This window comes from Adlercreutzia equolifaciens, assembly GCF_029076695.1.
GTDB lineage: Bacteria > Actinomycetota > Coriobacteriia > Coriobacteriales > Eggerthellaceae > Adlercreutzia > Adlercreutzia equolifaciens_A.
Genome location: NZ_JARFIK010000001.1, coordinates 65,884 through 83,617, shown reverse-complemented (window position 1 = coordinate 83,617; position 17,734 = coordinate 65,884). Strand labels below are relative to the sequence as shown.

Here is a 17,734-nt window from a genome sequence, read left to right as displayed (position 1 = left end):
CGAGTGCACCCGCCGCCCGGTCGCTCCTATGAAAACGGAGGTGGCCGGCATGCGCGGCAATTTGCAGAAAATCATGATTGGCATCGTCGTCATCATTGTGCTGGCGTTCATATTCTTCTCGGGGGATTCCCTCGTCAAGCTTATCGATACCATCAAGCAGGGCATTCCGGCCCTCATTATTGCGGCGGTGGTGGCGCAGGTGTGCAAGTACCTGGCCCAGGGCCGCGGGTTTCAGGCCTGCTTCAACACCGTTAACGGCCACATCAGCTATGGCACAGGGCTCTCGCTGGTGTTCGGCACCTTCTTCATGAATACGGTGGCGCCGTCCATGAACCTGGCCGGCACGTCGCTGGTTATGGCCACGGCCACGAAGAACGGCATGCAGGCGGGCAAGGGCACCACGGCGGCTCTGCTCATGCAGCTGTCCATCGACACGGGCTTTGTCATTATCATGCTTGTTACCTTCGGGGTGCTGTCTCTGACGGTGGGGTTGCAGCCTGGATGGTTGGCCGTGGGCGCGGTGGCCATTGCCCTGGTGGGCGGTCTGGTGCTGCTCATCACCGTAGGCGGCCTCAAGCCCAATCTGGTGCTGAAGGTGCTGCATCCCTTCGTGAAGCTGGCCGACAAAATTCTGGCGAAGTTCAAGAAGGGCCCCGTGGACGATGCCGTCGATCGCACCATCCATAACTTCTCCAGCGCGGCTCACCTCATCACGAAGAACCCGCGCAAAACCGTGCAGTCGTTTCTGTGGACCACGCTGTCCAGCGTCTGTGAAATGGGCTGCTTCGTGCTGGTGGGCTACGCCTTCGGCGTCCATCACCCAGAAGCGCTGATTTGCGGGTACGTGGTGGCGACGCTGTTTGCTATGATCTCGTTTGTGCCCCAGGGTGTCGGCGTGGTTGAGGCTGCGGTAACCGTGGCGTTTTCCTTGTTCGGCATCGGCGCCGGCACGGGCTTGGCGGTAGTGATGGTCTACCGTGGCATCGTGTTCTGGCTGCCCTTCCTGGTGGGCGCGTTTGTTATCCAGCGCATGAAGGCCTTCGTGCCCAAAGAGCGCAAGGACCTGAAGAGCCAGGCGCAGCAGCTGGATGCCAGCCTGCCGGCGAAAACCGAGGCTACGGCCAAGGTGGAGGCTGCGGAAGCGGCCACCGCCCAAAGCCAGATGGCCGTAGCGGCGGCGGCCAAGGCTCAGGCCGAGGCCGAGCGCGCCAGTGCCCGGGCGGCGAAGGCCCAGGCCGAAGCGCAATCGGCCCAGGCAGAGGCGGCCAGCGTCCTGGACGACGCGGCAGCCGCGGGTACCGCGACGGCGGGTGCCACGGCCAGCGTCCTTGGCGGCTCGGCGACAACAGAGGGCGCGGTGGCGGCAAATGGGGCCGCGGCAGCGAATGGCGCTGCTGCAACGAAGAAAGGGAGTCATTGATGGCAGAGACGGAATTGACGGGCGCGGCTCTGGAAGTGGCGCAGAAGCGCGAGACCCACGGCTTGAATCACACGCTGGGCGTTCATTTCACAACAGTGGAGAAGGGCCTTGTGGAAGCCGATATGCCCATCACCGAGGATCTGCTGCAGCCCTTCGGCTTTCTCCATGGCGGCGCTACCATTGCGCTGCTGGAATCGGTGGCCTCAGCCGGCGGCGAGCTGGTGTGCGACCTGGAAACCGAGCAGCCCTTTGGCGTCGAGGTGACCATCCGTCACAAGAAGAGCGGCAAGCTGGGAGATGTGGCCCACGGCGTGGCGAAGCTGACCGAGCGCAAGCCCTCCAGCAAGGTGGGCTACAAGCTGTACTGGGATGTCGCCGCCTATGACGGTGAGGGCGACACCATCAGCGACGGTGTTATCGTGGTGAAGGTGGTGCCCAAGGCCTACTTGGCCGAGAAAGAAGCTGCCCGTAAGGCTGCCAAGGGGGAATAGGCGTCCATCCTAGCTTTACGAACACTTCGCGAGTTTTCTCTTGCCCGTGTCGGCGTATGTGGTATCATAGCGTTCGCTGTCCGCAAGGACGCACTTCGGGATGTGGCTCAGTTTGGTAGAGCGCTGCGTTCGGGACGCAGAGGCCGCAGGTTCAAATCCTGTCATCCCGACCATGACTGTTAACGACCCTGCCAGGGCAACCCGGCAGGGTCGTTTTGCGTCCGGGGGATTTGAGCCTGCGCGCAGGTTAGCTTCGGAACTGCCCACTGGGCAGTTCCTACGCACGCCGGAGGTGCAAATCCTGTCATCCCGACCATGACTGTTAACGACCCTGCCAGGGCAACCAGGCAGGGTCGTTTTGCATCCCGGGGATTTCGCCCAAGTGTGCGTAGCGGCGATCCAGTGAGTCGCTACGCAGCTGAACTTGCGCGCTAGGTTCCAAAAGCGGCTGGTTTGGTTCCTGCGTCTGGCGCAGCCTGAAAATCTGACCTGCGGTTTTGCCGCGTCAGGGAACCAAACCGCTCGATTTTGGTGGAGTGAGGGGAACCAAACCGCCCCATTCTGGAACCTAGCAACGGCTGAAGGGCTTGGCCTACCCTTCCAGAACTTGGCGGGGACGACCCGGCTTGACGGGCTCACGGAGGCGTTCCTCGATACTTTTTACGGATACCCACGTTCGGCGACCTTGGCGATAGCCATCGAGGATTCCAGCATTGATCATATGGGATATCCGGCCTGCTGAGAGGCTGAGCCGACGGGCAGCTTCGGCTGCCGACACGACATCGCCCGTTATAAGGTAGGAGGGGTCGGTCTCAAAGAAGATAAATATGCTCTCGGACCCCGGGGGGCAGGTGCGGCGTTGGGGCTCAGGCACGGCATCTCCGTGGGCTATCAGCGAGGCCACATAGGTTTTGGCGGCATCGGCTCCCATGGCCGCCGCCTCGGCGAATGTGTCTCCTTCTGAAAAGCAGCCCGGGAGGTCGGGAAACTCCACGAGATACCTGCCGTCTTCTTCGCATGTAAGTATTGCCTGATAAATAAACTTATTCACGATATTCCCTTCGAAACTTAGAGCCAGCCTGCCAGGCGTGCTATCTGGCGATATATCCCGGAGCCGAGTTCCTTCTTGCTTGTTGGGACGCTAATAGTGATGCCGTCTTTTCTGAATACCGCGTGGCTGCCTTTGCCGTGGGCTTCGTCCCATCCTTCACGACGGAGGCGTCGAAGCACTTCACGGACTTCCTGTTCTTTCGGCATAGACCCTCAACCCCCTTAATTATAAATACTTGCTATTTAATTGCAAGCGAGCAAGAGCATGGCAAGCATTATGGGGGAGGGCGGAGTGCAGCTGTTTCTTCAGAAACGAACTGGAGAGCCGAAAGGTGCCTTACAGCGTCTCTTCCTTTTTGAAGCGGTTGACCAGAGCGATGAGCTCTTGGCGAGAGTGCACATCGCACTTGCGGTAGATGCCCTTGATGTGCGAGTTCACGGTGCTTTCGGCCACGAATAGGTCCTCGGCAATCTCCTTAGCGCTCTTGTTGCGGGCCGCCAGACGCAGTGTGTCCGTCTCGCGGCGTGAGAGTCGGAAGGTTTCCTGGATGCGCCGATAGGCGGCCTCGTCGGCGGCCATGGTCATGCAGGGCGGCGGCGCTACGGGCACCGGGGCGCTCGGCGGAGTTGCGGTGGATGCGGCCGGAGCGCCCGAGGCGCCCGTAACCGATGAGGCGGCCAAAGGCGAGCCAGCGGTTGCGGCATTGGCCACGGGGGCGGCGAAAGTGCCCGGATCTTCACTCAAGTTGGGAGCCGCCGGGGCGACAGAAGCCGAGGACACTCCCACCACAGCGGCAGGAAACACGGCTTGAGGATGGCGGGTACTCTTGAAGATCATTGCCGCCATAACGCCGATCACGATGGCTACGGCCAAAAAAGCCAGCACGACGGTAGTAATAAGAATAGGCAGCACGTCGACTTCGAGACTCAGGAGGTCGCGGCTTCCCACGTAAAGAACGCTTGCCAAATGAGTGACGCCGATGACGCCAATAAGGTAGGCGGCCGAGGCCTGCACGATGCCCGTGTGCTTCGATTGGGCATTGCTCAGCACGAGCACCCAGATGAACACTTCCATGAAGTTCAAGCCCGCAATGGTGGGGAAATTGCCCAAACGCTGTGCTCCAAGCATCCCCATACCCGTTACCAGCACAGCGCCGATAAGGATAATGACGGTAATGGCAAACACGAGCATGTTGGCCGAGTTGCGCAATTTGCCGCGCGGGCGGTAGAGGATGGCGACAACGAGAGCGAGCAAGCCCACTGATATATAGACCAGTACTCGCGTGTCGGGAGGATAGTCCTGGGTAGCGCTGAGGGGATTGACCATGCAGCGACTTGCCGTGGCAAGGTACACCAGCAATACGCAGGGAATCAGAAGGTTCGTGGGCATCTCGGAAAAACGCGTGGGGCCGCTGGCGAAGCGGCTCTTAGTGGGATGCTGCAAGATAAGGTATGCCAGCACGGCCGACACCAACGGGTAGGCGATGGAGAACATCCACGCATGAAGTCCGAAACCGAGACGAATGGCGGTAATGACGCAAAACAGCACATAGGACAAGAGCAGATCGTAGGCCGCCCGTTTTTGACTGGCGTACACCAATTGAAGGCTCCAGAAGGCGAACATGAACGGTATGAAGACGGCGGAAAAGCCAATGCCGATACCCATGAGCAGCCACGCCAGATCGATGTTGAAGTCGCACAGCACCAGGCACCCGATGCCGACACTGCCCACGCAACTGACTCCCACCATGACAGCGCGATTGGACAGCACACGCTCGGCCTTCCCCTTTCGCCCGGCCCAAAACATCCCCAAGGTTGCCACAAGCAGAATGGCCGAATAGGCAAGCCAGCACAAATAGCTCGAGAACGCTCCCTCCTTGTGAAAGGAGAACGTGATGGGGTAGAGCAACTGATTATGAATAGAGGGCCATACCATGGCCATGCCGATGATAGCGAAGATTTGCTCGCGGGATATCTTTAAGCCTCGTTTTGCCTGATCCATAACCTCTCCCTCGTCCCTCTCCTGGCCTCCTTATTATCCCTAACCGCTCTGACCTGCGCCAGAAGGAAATTATCCCCAATTCACCCCAATCTCCCCAAAAACCTCCCCAATCGATGGGGAATAAGGGGGTGAAACGGCATTCCCCACCACCTGGGGAATACAGAATTTCAACGAGTTGGCAAACTTCTCCTTGTCGTTCGATTCGATTGAAGGGGTCTAGGAATATGGAACGCATTGAGGAGAAGGAGATGGTTGCGGCAAGCGCTGACGCCTCCCGCGCTACTGATACTTCGGTAGACGTCGTGGCGCCCGCGAGCGCGCTGCCCACCTCCGCCATGAGTGCGCAAGCGCTCGCCGCCATGGCTGCCGGAGAGGAGATCGATCCGGCCAAGTTTGAATTCGGCGGTATGCTGGCCAGCCAGATTGGCGCCGATATGTCCGACGAGCGCGACGGGAAGAAGAAGGATCCCGAAGAGCTGGAGCGCGAGGAGGCTATGCGCGCCGCCGCCCGTCCCCAGGACTGGAAGGCGAAGCTGGCCGAGATGGACTTCGAGGCTCGCGTTGATGCCACGGTAGAGTGCCTCGGCCGCAAGAACAACCAGAAGGAGATCCTCGGCGATCTGCTGGAGTTCTGCCGCGAGGAGCGCACCGAGGAAGAGACCGAGGCGTTTCTCGAGGGCCACAAGCAGTTTGCCGATGGCTATCACTCCGCAAGCAAGTATCTGTTGTTCATGCAGCGCACCGGCGCCATCGAGGAGCTGGAGTACGACTGCGAGGGCGTCCTCATTACCGACGAGATGCGCGACGAGCTGCGCGAGCTGGGTGCTCCCGAAGAGGAGATTACCGAGCTGGCCGTCGAGTGGCACTACCGCCTTACCGACGCCGGCGAGGAAGCGCTCAACCGTTTCAATCCGGTTGACCGCACCCGCGCCATGCTGGAAACCCAGGCGGTTTCCCGTCACGCCTCCTATGCACGCCTGCTCGAGTTCTGCGAAACGCCGCGCTCGCTGCAGGAGATCACCACGTTCATGGCGAACGATCCGGGGCTGGAGAGAGACCCCCGGACGGGCGTTATGCATATGCAGCCCAGTGCCTATATTGGCAAGCTCGACCAAGCAGGAGCACTGACTTGGGAGAACGGCTGGAAGACAACGGCTGGGGGGATGGAGGTGCTTTCAACGATGACTTGGGAGTGAACCCGCCAAGTCGAACCAAGGGAAGAAGAGCCGCGTGCTCTTGTCTTAAAGGAAAGGAGAGGAACTCATGGCATTTGCTGAAATGACGCGCCGTACCTTCACGAAGCTGGCTACGGCCGCCGCTGCTGCCACCGCCGTCGGCCTGGGTGTCGAGGGCAACCTCCTCGAAACGGAAAAGGCCTTCGCAGAAGACGAGGTCATCAAGCAGAAGACGTTCTGCCGCTCGTGCCCGCGCGCTTGCGGCGTCATCGCCCACATCAAGAACGGGCGCGTCATCAAGTTGGAGGGCAACCCCGACGACATTTTCTCCGCGGGCGGCATGTGCGCCAAGGGCCAGTCGGCCATTCAGGCGCTCTATCACCCGAACCGCACCAAGTACCCCATGAAGCGCGTTGGCGAGCGCGGCGTGGACAACACCTGGGAGCGCATTTCTTGGGATGAGGCCATCGATATGATCGCCAAGGCCATGGCCGACATGCGCGACAAGTACGGCCGCAACGGCCTGCTGGAGACCACCGGTGGCGGCGGCAACCCCCGCATCATCGACTCCATCGCCTTCCGCGACTACTGGGGAGCCGGCAACGTGTACGAGCCCGGCGCCGCTCAGTGCGCTATGCCCCGTACCTTCATCCAGAAGCAGATGGACGGCTGGCTGGGCTTCACCTCCATTGGTGACCAGCAGTGCATCGGCTGCTTCAACCCCAACTGGGATCTTGACGTGTTCGTGCAGATGGGCGGCGGCGGTGCTGCTTCTTCGTCCACCATTACGGCCCGTTTCTGGAACGAGCTGCGCGATCGCGGCTGCAAGTTCATCAACGTCGACCCGCGCTTCACCCACGACTCCGCCCGCGCCGACCTGTGGATCCCCATCCGTGGCGGTACAGACGTGGCGGCCATGATGTACTGGATCAACTACATCTTCCAGACCAAGTCCTATGACGAGAAGTTCCTGAAGGAATGGTCGAACCTGCCGTTCCTGGTGGACGTGACCGACGAGTCCACCTGCCCCTTCGGCGCCGGCAAGGAGCTGGGCCAGCTGCTGCGCGCCAGCCAGGTGAAGGGTCTGGACATGTCCCGTGGCGAGACCTACGTGTACTTCGACGAGAAGACCGGCAAGGTGTCCCGCGCCTTCGCCATGGGTCCCGACAACGAGAAGGACTACAACCCGCAGCTGTTCGGCACCGTCGAGGTCGAGTACGCCGACGGCACCAAGCGCACCTGCAAGACCGCCGGCCAGCTCCTCATGGAGTCGGTGGCCGACATGACCCTCGAGAAGGCCGCGGAGATCTGCTGGGTCGACGCCGAGCTGCTCGAGACCGCTGCCAAGTGGATCGCCGAGTCCACGAAGTTCGGCGGCGTGGGCAACGGCGTGTCCCACGACCAGAACATCCAGTCCGCTGAGGCCGCTATGTGCACCACGCTGATCAACCAGCTGAAGGGCACCACCCAGCAGCCGGGCGCCAACGCCTCCGGCGGCCGTATGCGCGGCGAGTACGAGACCGGTCGCGAGCGTGGCCGCTTCACCTACTCCATGAGCTACGACGGCCGTGGTTACTTCAATCCGAACGTCGACGACGACGGCAACCCGCGCGGCCCCTACATCGAGCTGCCCGCCGTGGTCGAGCGCCTTGGCTACATCGAGCACAAGGGCCTGGGCGACTGGAAGCACTCCCAGATTCCGGCCGTGTACGAGGCCATCATGACCGGCGAGCCCTATCAGCCCCGCGTGTGGTACGAGCGCTCCGGCAATAAGATGGTCACCCTGGCCGACTCTTCGTCCTGGATCAAGGCCTTCCCGAAGCTCGACTTCATCAGCCACACCTACATGTATCCCACCTCGTTCACCTTCGAGGCTGCCGACTTGATCCTGCCGGCCACCGAGTGGCTCGAGATGGACTACGCTCCCGGCGCTCATGGCGACTGCAACGGCTTCATCGTGGCCTGCGCTCTGACCTACGAGCACGTTGACGACCGTCTCATCTACGGCACCATCTTCAAGCAGCTGGCTGACAAGTACGACGATCCCTATGCGTACAACGTGTACTACGTGGACCAGGAGTACTACACCATCCGCGAGCGCGACCAGTATCTGCAGGACATCGCCATCAAGGGCATGACCTGGGAAGAGACCAAGGCCGTCAACGGCTGGCGTAACTCTACCGCCGAGGAGTTCTGGCAGGGCTACGAGGACTCGCTCAACCAGCACCTCATCGTGGACGAAGAGGGCATCTACCAGGGCATGGGCTGGAAGGGCCTCGACTACACCACGTGGGCCGAGGACATCGAGGACAACCCGCGCAAGAACCAGATGTACATGGACCGCTTGCTGTACATCTGCCGTCACGGCGACGACCCGGCCGGCGAGCTGCCGCCCGCGACCGAGGACTACTCCACCGTGCCGTTCTACGTGGAGCCCGCCGACTTCCAGGACGACGAGATCCGCGAGAAGTACCCGCTGGTCATCTCCAATGGCCGTCTGCCCTACTTCCACCACTCCACGCTGCGTAACATCCCCTACCTGCGCGAGACCTATCCCGTGCCGGAAATTTGGATCAGCCCCGAGGCTGCCGAGGAGCGCGGCATTGTGACCGGCGACTGGGTGAAGATCACCTCCAAGCGCTGCGAGCAGAACGAGGTCATCGCCGACGGTATCCGCGCCAAGGCCTTCGTCACCGAGGGCATCAACCCTGGCTGCGCCTACATGGAGCGCTTCTGGAACCCCGAGTTCCTGGAAGAGGGCCAGGACGCCCGCAAGTCGTGGACGAGCTGCAACTACAACGTACTGTCCCGTCGCGAGGGCCCGCACAACCCCGTTATGGGCACCTACAACCTGCGCTCCTGCAACGTGCAGGTAGAGAAGTCGACCCGTCCCGAGGGCGTGTGGTACGACGCCACCGACTTCCAGCCCTGGATGCCCCAGCCCTGCGATAACACCGAAGGAGGTTACGTAGCATGAGCCGCTATGCCCTAGTTGTTGACGTCGACCATTGCACCGGTTGCAAGGGTTGCGAGATTGCCTGCAAGAACGAGAACGCCATCCCGCTGGGAGAGCGCTGGAACCGCCTTCTGCTGTGCGGCCCCTACGGCGAGTATCCCAACCTGCAGCAGTACTACCTGCCCACGCACTGCCAGCAGTGCAAGGACGCTCCCTGCGTGCATGTGTGCCCCACGGGTGCTTCCTACCGCGATCCCGAGACGGACATCGTGCTGGTGGACAAGGAGAAGTGCATCGGCTGCAAGTACTGCATGATGGCCTGCCCCTACGGCGTGCGTTCCTGGAACCCCGAGGAGAACGTGGTGGAGAAGTGCACCATGTGCCAGCACCTCACCTCCGCCGGCGAGCTGCCCCACTGCGTGAAGGTCTGCTCGGTTCAGTGCCGCTACTACGGCGACCTGGACGACCCGAATTCCGACGCCTCGAAGGCCATTGCCGCCAAGGCCGACGCGGCTCACAAGCTGCGCGACTTCGGCAATGATCCCTCTTCGGTGTACCTCCTGTCCTCCAAGTACTGCGAGTGGCGCGAGGGAGCCGACGGCGCTCACGATATTACGCAATACGACTAAAGGAGACAAAGACGATGGAAATCCAATGGCCTCTAGCACTCTTTACCCTCCTTACGTCCATGGGCGGCTGCCTGTTCCTGTTCGTGGGCATCAACGAGTTCACTCGTAAGTCCTCCGTCAGCGGCTTCGTGCCGGCCATCGTGGCCCTGGTGCTGGCCGTGGTCGGCGGCCTGTGCTCCGTGGCTCACCTGGCCCACGTGGACCGCATGCTGAACGCCCTGTCCCATCCTACGAGCGGCATCTTCGTCGAGGCCGTGCTCATCGGTCTGCTGGCCGTCGCTGTGATCGTGTACCTGGTATGCGTGAAGCGCGAGATCGCCGGCGGCATCAAGGCTTCTGCGGTGTGCGGCATGATCTTCGGTGTGGCCCTCAGCTTCATGGCCGGTCATTCCTACATCATGGCTGCCATCGAGACTTGGAACACCATGCTGCTCCCGACGGGCTATCTGCTGACGGCGCTGCCCATGGGCTCGTCTCTGTACTGGGCCCTGGCCGGCCGTGAGGAAGCCGCCAGCAAGTTCATGGGTGTGTGCACCCTGGTGTGCGGCGTCCTGGGCTTCCTGGGCGCAGCGGCCTACGCCGCCGTGGCCGGTGCCTTCTCGGGCGAGAGCATGATGCTCGCGGTTGGCGCTCTGGTGCTGGCCGGTGTCGTGCCTGCCGTGGTGGGCGCTCTGGGCACCAAGACGGCGAGCCCGGCACTTCCGTGGGTGGCCTTCGTGTGCGCCACGCTCGGTGCCCTGTGCTACCGCGTGATGATGTGGGTGGTTTTCACTACGCCCTTCAACTTCTTCGGCGTGATGTAAGTGCCTTAGGGGGATGCCCCGGCATCCCCACCTCGGAGCCGCGTCTCGCCGGCGCGGCTCCGCCCCCCTGGGGCGCCGGCGACCCAAGTCGGCGCCTCCCCGCGGGGCGCTTGCCGGCCCCAGCTTCGGCCCGGCAAGCCCCTCCACTCGACTTATCCCGATGCTAGATGCGAGAACCCCTCCCTCCTCTCCCTCCGCTTTGTGCTGTTCGGCGCGGTGCCCTACGCGCCGGAGTTCCCCTTCCAGCTTCAAGCCTCTAGCATCGGGATGCGCCGAGTGGCCATCTTGCCGCAGAAAGCGGCAATCATCGAAACGATAGGGGTGATATCGTTATGGCAGAGACGACGATGGAAAAAGCCGACGTGGGCCAGCTCATGGCCATGCGCGAAAGCGTGTATCGGCTGTTGTCCTCGCTCTATTTCAAAGAGCTGACGCTCGACCAAATCAAGTTTTTGCGCGACATGGACCTTTCCGATTTGGACGATCTGGACCCGTTGCTGGCCGAAGGCGCCAAGAATATGCGCCACGGGCTGCATCGCGTGAACGAGGGCACCCGCGAGGACCTGGCGGTTGACTACGCCCACACCTTCCTGGCAGCCGGTACGACGAAGAGCGAGAACCGTGCCTGCCCTTACGAGAGCGTGTTCACCTCTCGTGACGGTCTCATCATGCAGGAGGCGCGCGACAACGTGTACCGCATCATGCTGGCAGAGCATTTGGAGCCCAACCAAAACCTGCGCATTCCCGAGGATCATATTGCGTTTGTGTTCGAATTCGTGGCCAACCTGTGCGCCCGCTACAACGAGGCCGTAGAAGCTGGCGACGAGGCAGAGGCAGCGCGCTTGTTCAAGGTGCAGCATGACTTCTTCAATGACCATATTGCCAGCTGGATCGACAAGCTGTGCGACGCCATCGAGGGATGCTGCCGTACGGATTTCTACCGCGGGGTCTCTCAGATGACGCGCGGTTTTGTGCGCGCCGATGGCGCGATGCTGAAGGAGATGGAGGACGCGCTGGCCTAGCGCGCCCCAGGGGAAGACGAGGAAAGCCATGGAAAAGACCACGCGACGGGAATTCGTGGTAGGCGCCTGTGCCCTGGCGGGCCTGGTAGCCGTGGGTGGGGTGACCCGCGCCTATGCCGAGGATGGATCGCTGCTGCGACCCCCTGGCGGCCAGGATGAGGAGCGCCTGCGGGCGCTGTGCGTCAAGTGCGACAAGTGCCGCTCCGTCTGCCCTCAACATTGCGTGGAGCCGGTCTCGGTGACCGAGGGCTTTTTGGATGCGCGTACGCCTAAGCTCAACTTCCATAAGGGCTATTGCGATTTCTGCGACAAGTGCATCGACGTGTGCCCGACGGGCGCCCTAGTGGCCTTCGATCCCGCGGTCGACAAGATCGGCATCGCGGTGATCGACCATGAGAAGTGCATTGCCTACACGCGCGGCCTGTGCGAGATGTGCCGCGACTCCTGCCAATTCGAGGCGTTGACCTTCGACGAGGCCGGGCATCCGTCAGTGAGCAGCGACCTTTGCAATGGCTGCGGCGAGTGCGTCATGGCCTGCAAGGTGAATGTGAATCGTACCTTCGACGGTTCGTTCGATCGCGCCATCGAAGTGAGACTGGGGGTGTAGGGCATGATGAACAAGGAAACGCGTGCAGAAGAGACGGCGGCCGCAGCCGTAGAGGCTGAGACTGCGGTTGAGGCAGTGGCCACGGGCGCTGAGGACGCGGCGGCCGTTGCTCCTAAGGCGGTTGAAAAGGCCCCCAAGAAGAAGCGCCCCACCATTGTTAAAGTGCGTCGGAGCGCTGTGCTGATCATCTTCGCGTCCGTTGTGCTGGGCCTGCTGCTGTCCAACGGCTGGGGCACTTTGTCGGCCATGGGCTATGGCGCCATTACGTATCTGTGTCCCGTTGGCGCGCTCGAGACGTTGTTCGCCAGCCATACGTTAATCCCGCGGGTGGTTATTGCCCTGGTGGTGGCGCTGGTGGTTATTGCTCTGCTGGGTCGCATGTTCTGCGCCTGGGCCTGTCCGGTGCCTCCGCTGCGCCGTTTGTTCCGCAGCGATAAGAAGAAGCCTACGGCGAAGGCCGGGCATGGCTCGGAGGCGACCGTGACTGGCGCCGAGGGCCCAACGTCGGACGAGACGTGCGCCGCCGCTGAGGGTGCTGGTGGGGGCGTGACGAGTGGCGCGCCCGCGGCCCTCCCGGCGACCGAGGCCGGGGCTGCCACCGAGGCGATGGCGACGCATGCCGCAAGCGCCCCGGCGATGGCCTCATCTGGCTGTCACTCGTGCTCCACCTGCGGGTCCTGCAAGCTGCCTCCCGTGGGCGGCAAACGTGACGGTTTGCAGATCGACTCGCGCCACGGCGTGCTCGCCGGCGCGGTTATCTCCAGCGCCATATGCGGCTTCCCCGTCTTTTGCCTGGTATGCCCCGTGGGACTGACCATTGCCTTGGTGGTGTGCCTTTTCCGCGCGATCTTCCAACAAGATCCCACGGTATCCATCCTGGTGTTCGCCGCCATTTTGTTGGTAGAGGTGGTGTTCTTCCGCAAGTGGTGCCACAAGTTCTGCCCCATTGGCGCGCTGATGAGCCTGGTGGGCGCTAAGGCGCCGGTGCTCAAGCCCCAGGTGGACGAGGAGAAGTGCCTGCGCAGCCATGGCATCGACTGCAAGGTGTGCGTGCAAAGCTGCCCCGAGGAGCTTGACCCGCATAGCGCCCGTCTTTCCGAGTGCACGCGCTGCGCCGAATGCGTGCAGGCTTGTCCCGCCGGGGCCATCAAGCTGCGCACGCGCAAGCCGGTGGCCGAGCGAGTTGCCGATCCGGCGGCGATGCCCTCCCGTGAGGGACGCGGCGCCGAAGTACTGGAACTTCCCGAGGACGCCCTGCCCGAATAGGCGGCGGCGCCAATAGAGGATGCCCTGCCGAACAAGCAGCGGCACAGATATGTGGAGGCGGCCTTCGAATCACCCCTTCGGTCCAGCCGCCTCCGCGCCCGTTACATAATTTCTGTAGATAGGGGATGAGATCTCATGAAACCGAGAAAGCTGTATGCCGGCAATCCCGGCGTTGAATATCACGTGGCCGCCCAGGGTGCCTCGAGCGATGTGGCCGAGTTCGTCGGCATGATCCAAGAGGCGGGGCTCGACACGCCGGTGGCGTGGTTCAGCCATCAGCACCAGGAAGCCCGACCCGGTCTGTGGCTTACCGAGGGCAACTTCCGCTTGAAGAACGGATCCTTCGTCGATCCGTGGAGCCTGGACTGCTACGGCGCTCAGTACTACGAGCCGTGGTCCAGCGGGCGTCACACCTGCCTGCGCATCGGCTACACCGAGACGGTGCCGGCCGAAGCCAAGCCCTTTGCCACGGTGGGGGAGTTCCTCGACGTGCTCACCGAGTTCGTGCCAGAGGTGGCCGCCGTGGTGGCCGCCAACGATGCAGCTGGCCAAGAGGCAGGGGCTGCGGTGTCTGATGAGGCTGCGGGCGAGGACGTTCCCGTCGAGGACGCCGTGGGTTCGGAAGGCGCCCCTGCGGGCGCTGCGACGGCCGAGGTGTCGGAAGGCGCTGAAGCTGCGGTTGTGTCCGCAGCGCAGGTGACGGCGGCGGTTACCGATGCCGAGCTGGCGGCTGAGGTTGTGGCTGGCGCGCCGGCGGATGCGCATGGCCAGGAATCTGAGCTGACTGCGGGCGGTAATCTTGCGGCGACGGAGCCTGCCGGGGGCGCTGCAGCCGAGAGCGACGCTGCCGCTGACGACGCTCAGGGTAGCGAGCCGGTCCTTCCGGTTATCGAGTGCAGCCGCCTCATCCAGCCCGATGCCGACTTCGAGAAGCATGGCGCCCTGACGCGTGGCTGGCACATCCAGGTGTGGGAGGCCGACGACGAGAACACCCCGTATCTGGTGGTATTCGGCTAAAGCGCTCGTGTTCCATCAGGCCGCGGCGTCTCAGGTTCCAGAAACGGCCGGTTTGGTTCCCTCGTCGTGTATCGCAGCAAAATCTGACCTGCGGTTTTGGCGGAATAAGGAACCGAATGGGCCGTTTCTGGCAATGCCGCGGGAACCAAACTGCCCGATCTTGGAACCTCTGCGACGCCGCGACTGGAGTGCTTCTGCTAGAAAGAGCGCTCCAGTCGCGGCGTTGCTTTTAATACCCCATGTCGTAGAGCTTGTCGTCTTCCAAGCCGAAGTAGTGGCCCAGCTCGTGGATAATGGTTTTGCCGATTTCGGTCACGATTTCCTCGCGCGAGCTGAAGCAGCGCTCGTGGGGACCTTTGAACACGGTGATGACGTCGGGAATGTCATCGTCCAGCCCGTTGGCGCGCTCGACAATGGACAGCCCGTCGAACAGACCCAGCAAGTCGTCGGGAAGGGCGTCGTCGAAGTCGTCCGGCGCTTCGGCGTCGCCGAGTGTCGCGTCGCTCTGGCTCTGCGCCCCCGAGTCCCCGTTGCCGCCCCAGCTTTCTGCCTCAGGGTCGCCGAAAGTACCGCTATTGCCCCAGCTCTCATTCTCGGGATCGTTGAAGTCGCCACTATCACTCCCGCTCTCTGCCTCGGGATCATCGCCATAGAGATGGTAGGCGTTGGGCTCTTCCTCCCACACAATGGCAATGTTCTGTAGCGCGTCGAGGAACTGCTCGGGCATGGCGTCGAGCGCCTCTTCCATAGCGGCTTCGAACTCTTCGTCAGTCATGCGGTACATGGGTCCTCCTTGGGAACGAATCCAAACGGCCCTCTCTTAAAGTGCGACAGTGCCTTCCACCTACGCGCGCCGATGGCGATGGCGCGCTTCGCGCATGAAGTGGTAGGTGCGGTGCGGATGCTTGGCTGCCACCAGCCAACGGCGTCGCCGCCGCGCGCGTCGAGCATCGTTCTGCAGCCGGTACACGAAGGTAAGCACCAGCTGGGCGGCGGCCAGGCAGGCGGCTACCAGGAATGCCGCCTGGTAGGTGCCGGTGCTTTCGTACAGGCCGTTGAGCATAAGGGGTCCCACCACGCCGGCCGCAGCGAAGGCAATGAACATGATGCCGTAGTTGACCGAGTTGTGCAGGCTGCCAAATTGCAGCGCGGCAAAACCGGGGTAAACCCCCATGATAGAGCCGAAGCAGAAGCCCACCAGACAAATGCCCGCGCAGAAAAGTGGCGCCGAGGCGGGTCCGGCCATCGAAAGCGCGCCCATGCCCACCGCAAAGCCCACGGCCACCGCGCGCAGGGTGTTCACAATGCCCAGCTTATCGCTGAGCGTGCCCGACACAATGCGGCCCAAGGTGTTGAATAGCGCCAGCACCGACACGATGGCGGCGGCCTGGGCGGCGTCGAAACCCACGGCGTTTTGCGCCAGCGGACTGGCCGAGGAGATGATCATCAGCCCCGAGAACGAGCCGCAGACAAGCATGGCGAACATGGTGTAGAACACGGGGCTCTTCAGCATGCCCCGCCAGTCTTTGTTCACGCCGCGACCGCCGCCGTCGGCTTGGCGCTGGGGGTGCCAGCCCGTGGGGGTGAAGCCCGGCGGGCAGGGCGCGATGAGGAATGCAGCGCCCACCATGACCACCAGCATGACCACGCCCAGCATACGGAAGCAGTCCGTTACGGAAAAAGCGCTGATCAGGCCATTGGCCACAAAGGGCACAATAACCGAGCTGATGCCGTAGGAGGCCGTGATGATGCCACCGGCCAGGCCGGCGCGGTCGGGGAAGAACTTCACGGCGTTGGAGAGGGTGGCGCCGTAGGCCAGGCCGTCGCCCAGGCCGCAGCACACGCCGAAGCTCACCATCAGGAAAGGCAGGCTGGTGGCGAAGCCCGAAAGGAACAGGCCGCCGCCGAAGAACAGACCGCCGGCCAAGACGACCCAGCGCGGTCCCATGCGGTCGTTCACGATGCCGCCCAAGATCATGGTGACGGGCGGCAGCACGCAGGCCACCGTAAACACAAGGGAAAGGTTCGGAGGCTCGCTGCCGGAAAGGGCGGCCAGATGCTCGGCCATGGGGTTGGCGAACACGCTCCAGGCGTACAGGGCGCCGATGCAAAGGTTTACGAGGCACGAGGCCGCTAGGATAACCCAGCGACGCTGAGTGAGCGCGGCCTGCTGCGTCGCAGAAAGCTGCGTCATCTGCTTGGAGCTGCCCATGGACCCCGCCTTTCCCTTGTACGCGCCCCTTTGATCACGTGCACTATTTTAGAGACTGCCCCAGGTTTCGCAAGGGGTATTCGCAGGGGGCGCCTCCGCTTGAAGGATTTGTGCTGCTTGCGCCGCAAACCGCCCGTTTGTGTTACCCTTTTCCGCGCACTCACGAGCGTCCGTTTCGGCACCGCGGTGCAGTCACGCAAGACGCAAGCATTTGGCAGGGGAGCCCCCTTGCCCGACCCTATGGAGGAATGCATGAAAATTTTGGGCATGGGAGTTCCCGAGCTCCTCATTATTCTCGTCGTCATCCTGCTCATCTTCGGCCCGAAGAATCTTCCCAAACTGGGCAGCGCTCTGGGCAAGACGGTGAAGAACCTGCGCGAGGGCATGGGCGCCGGCGAGAAGGAAATCAACGAGGCCACCGACGAAGAGGTTGTCGAGGAAGTGGTCGAGGTTGAGGACGAGCCCGCTCCTGCTGCCAAGAAGACCGTCAAAAAGGTGGTTAAGAAGAAGGCCGAGTAACCTTCGTCCCATACCGGTTGGTTAATAGTGGTGCGCCTGTGGTTTCCGCGGGCGCACCACCAGTGTATAGAGAGAAGTTGGAACAACTATGGCAAACGACAACTACATCCTCACCCAAGAAGGCAAGGACAAGCTGGAGGAAGAGCTCCACTATCTGGAGAACGAGAAGCGCGCCGAGATTGGCGAGCGCATCAAGGTGGCCCGCGAGTTCGGCGACATTTCCGAGAACTCCGAGTACGACGACGCCAAGAACGAGCAGGGCATGATGGAGGCACGCATTGCCGAGATCAGCCGCATCCTGGCCGAGGCCACGGTGGTGAACACCCCCAAGCGCTCCAGCAAGGTGAACATCGGCTCTACGGTTACCGTCGACATGAACGGCCGCGAGCGCGTCTTCACCATCGTGGGCGGCGCCGAGTCCGATGCTGCCGGCGGCAAGATCTCCAACGAGTCCCCCGTGGGCCAGGCGCTGCTGGGCCACAAGAAGGGCGACGAGATGACCACCACGGGCCCCACGGGCAAGGACATCAAGCTGACCATCCTGAAAATCGAGCACTAGGAGCTG

17 protein-coding genes and 1 tRNA gene are annotated in these 17,734 nt (G+C 62.3%); 13 read left to right on the top strand and 5 right to left on the bottom strand.

Annotated elements, in window-relative coordinates; all coding sequences use genetic code 11:
- Positions 1-49: 49 nt before the first annotated feature.
- From PZH32_RS00345 to PZH32_RS00335, 3 genes are all read left to right on the top strand, one after another.
- Complete coding sequence (locus PZH32_RS00345; RefSeq protein WP_275205645.1) at positions 50-1,420, top strand: lysylphosphatidylglycerol synthase transmembrane domain-containing protein; 1,371 nt, start codon at positions 50-52, stop codon at positions 1,418-1,420.
- On the top strand, positions 1,420-1,911 hold the full coding sequence (locus PZH32_RS00340; RefSeq protein ID WP_275205644.1) for a PaaI family thioesterase: 492 nt from the start codon (positions 1,420-1,422) through the stop codon (positions 1,909-1,911). The genes PZH32_RS00345 and PZH32_RS00340 overlap by 1 nt, the downstream gene beginning before the upstream one ends.
- 96 nt (positions 1,912-2,007) lie before the next feature.
- Positions 2,008-2,084: transfer RNA gene (locus tag PZH32_RS00335), tRNA-Pro, on the top strand.
- A 419-nt stretch (positions 2,085-2,503) separates the two neighbouring features.
- On the opposite strand, the gene PZH32_RS00330 is transcribed toward PZH32_RS00335, so the two are convergent.
- From PZH32_RS00330 to PZH32_RS00320, 3 genes are all read right to left on the bottom strand, one after another.
- Complete coding sequence (locus PZH32_RS00330) at positions 2,504-2,962, bottom strand: type II toxin-antitoxin system HicB family antitoxin (RefSeq protein WP_275205643.1); 459 nt, start codon at positions 2,960-2,962, stop codon at positions 2,504-2,506.
- Positions 2,963-2,979: 17 nt separating this feature from the next.
- Positions 2,980-3,168, bottom strand: coding sequence for a type II toxin-antitoxin system HicA family toxin (locus PZH32_RS00325; protein WP_275205642.1), 189 nt, complete (start codon positions 3,166-3,168; stop codon positions 2,980-2,982).
- Positions 3,169-3,298: 130 nt separating this feature from the next.
- Positions 3,299-4,963: a helix-turn-helix transcriptional regulator gene (locus tag PZH32_RS00320; protein ID WP_275205641.1), complete on the bottom strand. Its 1,665-nt coding sequence runs from the start codon at positions 4,961-4,963 to the stop codon at positions 3,299-3,301.
- A gap of 224 nt (positions 4,964-5,187) precedes the next feature.
- Here PZH32_RS00320 and PZH32_RS00315 point away from each other — a divergent pair, with 224 nt between their 5' ends.
- From PZH32_RS00315 to PZH32_RS00280, 8 genes are all read left to right on the top strand, one after another.
- A complete protein-coding gene (locus PZH32_RS00315; RefSeq protein WP_275205640.1) occupies positions 5,188-6,159 on the top strand; it encodes a hypothetical protein in 972 nt (323 codons plus the stop codon).
- 67 nt (positions 6,160-6,226) lie between these two features.
- A complete protein-coding gene (locus tag PZH32_RS00310) occupies positions 6,227-9,115 on the top strand; it encodes a molybdopterin-containing oxidoreductase family protein (RefSeq protein WP_275205639.1) in 2,889 nt (962 codons plus the stop codon).
- Entirely contained in the window at positions 9,112-9,723 is a 612-nt protein-coding gene (locus PZH32_RS00305; RefSeq protein WP_275205638.1) for a 4Fe-4S dicluster domain-containing protein, read from the top strand. Before PZH32_RS00310 ends, PZH32_RS00305 begins: the two co-directional genes overlap by 4 nt.
- A 14-nt stretch (positions 9,724-9,737) precedes the next feature.
- Positions 9,738-10,526: a dimethyl sulfoxide reductase anchor subunit family protein gene (locus PZH32_RS00300; protein ID WP_275205637.1), complete on the top strand. Its 789-nt coding sequence runs from the start codon at positions 9,738-9,740 to the stop codon at positions 10,524-10,526.
- Positions 10,527-10,858: 332 nt separating this feature from the next.
- On the top strand, positions 10,859-11,548 hold the full coding sequence (locus tag PZH32_RS00295) for a TorD/DmsD family molecular chaperone (RefSeq protein WP_275205636.1): 690 nt from the start codon (positions 10,859-10,861) through the stop codon (positions 11,546-11,548).
- Positions 11,549-11,576: 28 nt separating this feature from the next.
- Positions 11,577-12,155 carry a 4Fe-4S dicluster domain-containing protein gene (locus PZH32_RS00290; protein ID WP_275205635.1) on the top strand — a complete coding sequence of 193 codons (579 nt, stop codon included), beginning with the start codon at positions 11,577-11,579 and terminating at the stop codon, positions 12,153-12,155.
- Between the two features lie 3 nt (positions 12,156-12,158).
- Entirely contained in the window at positions 12,159-13,421 is a 1,263-nt protein-coding gene (locus tag PZH32_RS00285; RefSeq protein ID WP_275205634.1) for a 4Fe-4S binding protein, read from the top strand.
- Between the two features lie 135 nt (positions 13,422-13,556).
- Complete coding sequence (locus PZH32_RS00280; protein ID WP_275205633.1) at positions 13,557-14,438, top strand: hypothetical protein; 882 nt, start codon at positions 13,557-13,559, stop codon at positions 14,436-14,438.
- Positions 14,439-14,667: 229 nt separating this feature from the next.
- On the opposite strand, the gene PZH32_RS00275 is transcribed toward PZH32_RS00280, so the two are convergent.
- Positions 14,668-15,222, bottom strand: a complete 555-nt coding sequence (locus PZH32_RS00275; protein ID WP_275205632.1) for a metallopeptidase family protein — start codon at positions 15,220-15,222, stop codon at positions 14,668-14,670.
- Positions 15,223-15,282: 60 nt separating this feature from the next.
- Complete coding sequence (locus PZH32_RS00270; RefSeq protein ID WP_275205631.1) at positions 15,283-16,650, bottom strand: L-lactate MFS transporter; 1,368 nt, start codon at positions 16,648-16,650, stop codon at positions 15,283-15,285.
- A 252-nt stretch (positions 16,651-16,902) separates the two neighbouring features.
- Between PZH32_RS00270 and tatA the strand changes: the two genes are divergently transcribed.
- Complete coding sequence (gene tatA / locus PZH32_RS00265) at positions 16,903-17,169, top strand: twin-arginine translocase TatA/TatE family subunit (protein ID WP_275205630.1); 267 nt, start codon at positions 16,903-16,905, stop codon at positions 17,167-17,169.
- An 88-nt stretch (positions 17,170-17,257) separates the two neighbouring features.
- The gene (gene greA, locus PZH32_RS00260) at positions 17,258-17,728 is read left to right on the top strand and encodes a transcription elongation factor GreA (RefSeq protein WP_275205629.1); all 471 of its coding nucleotides are present in this window, start codon (positions 17,258-17,260) and stop codon (positions 17,726-17,728) included.
- The last annotated feature ends 6 nt before the right edge of the window (positions 17,729-17,734 follow it).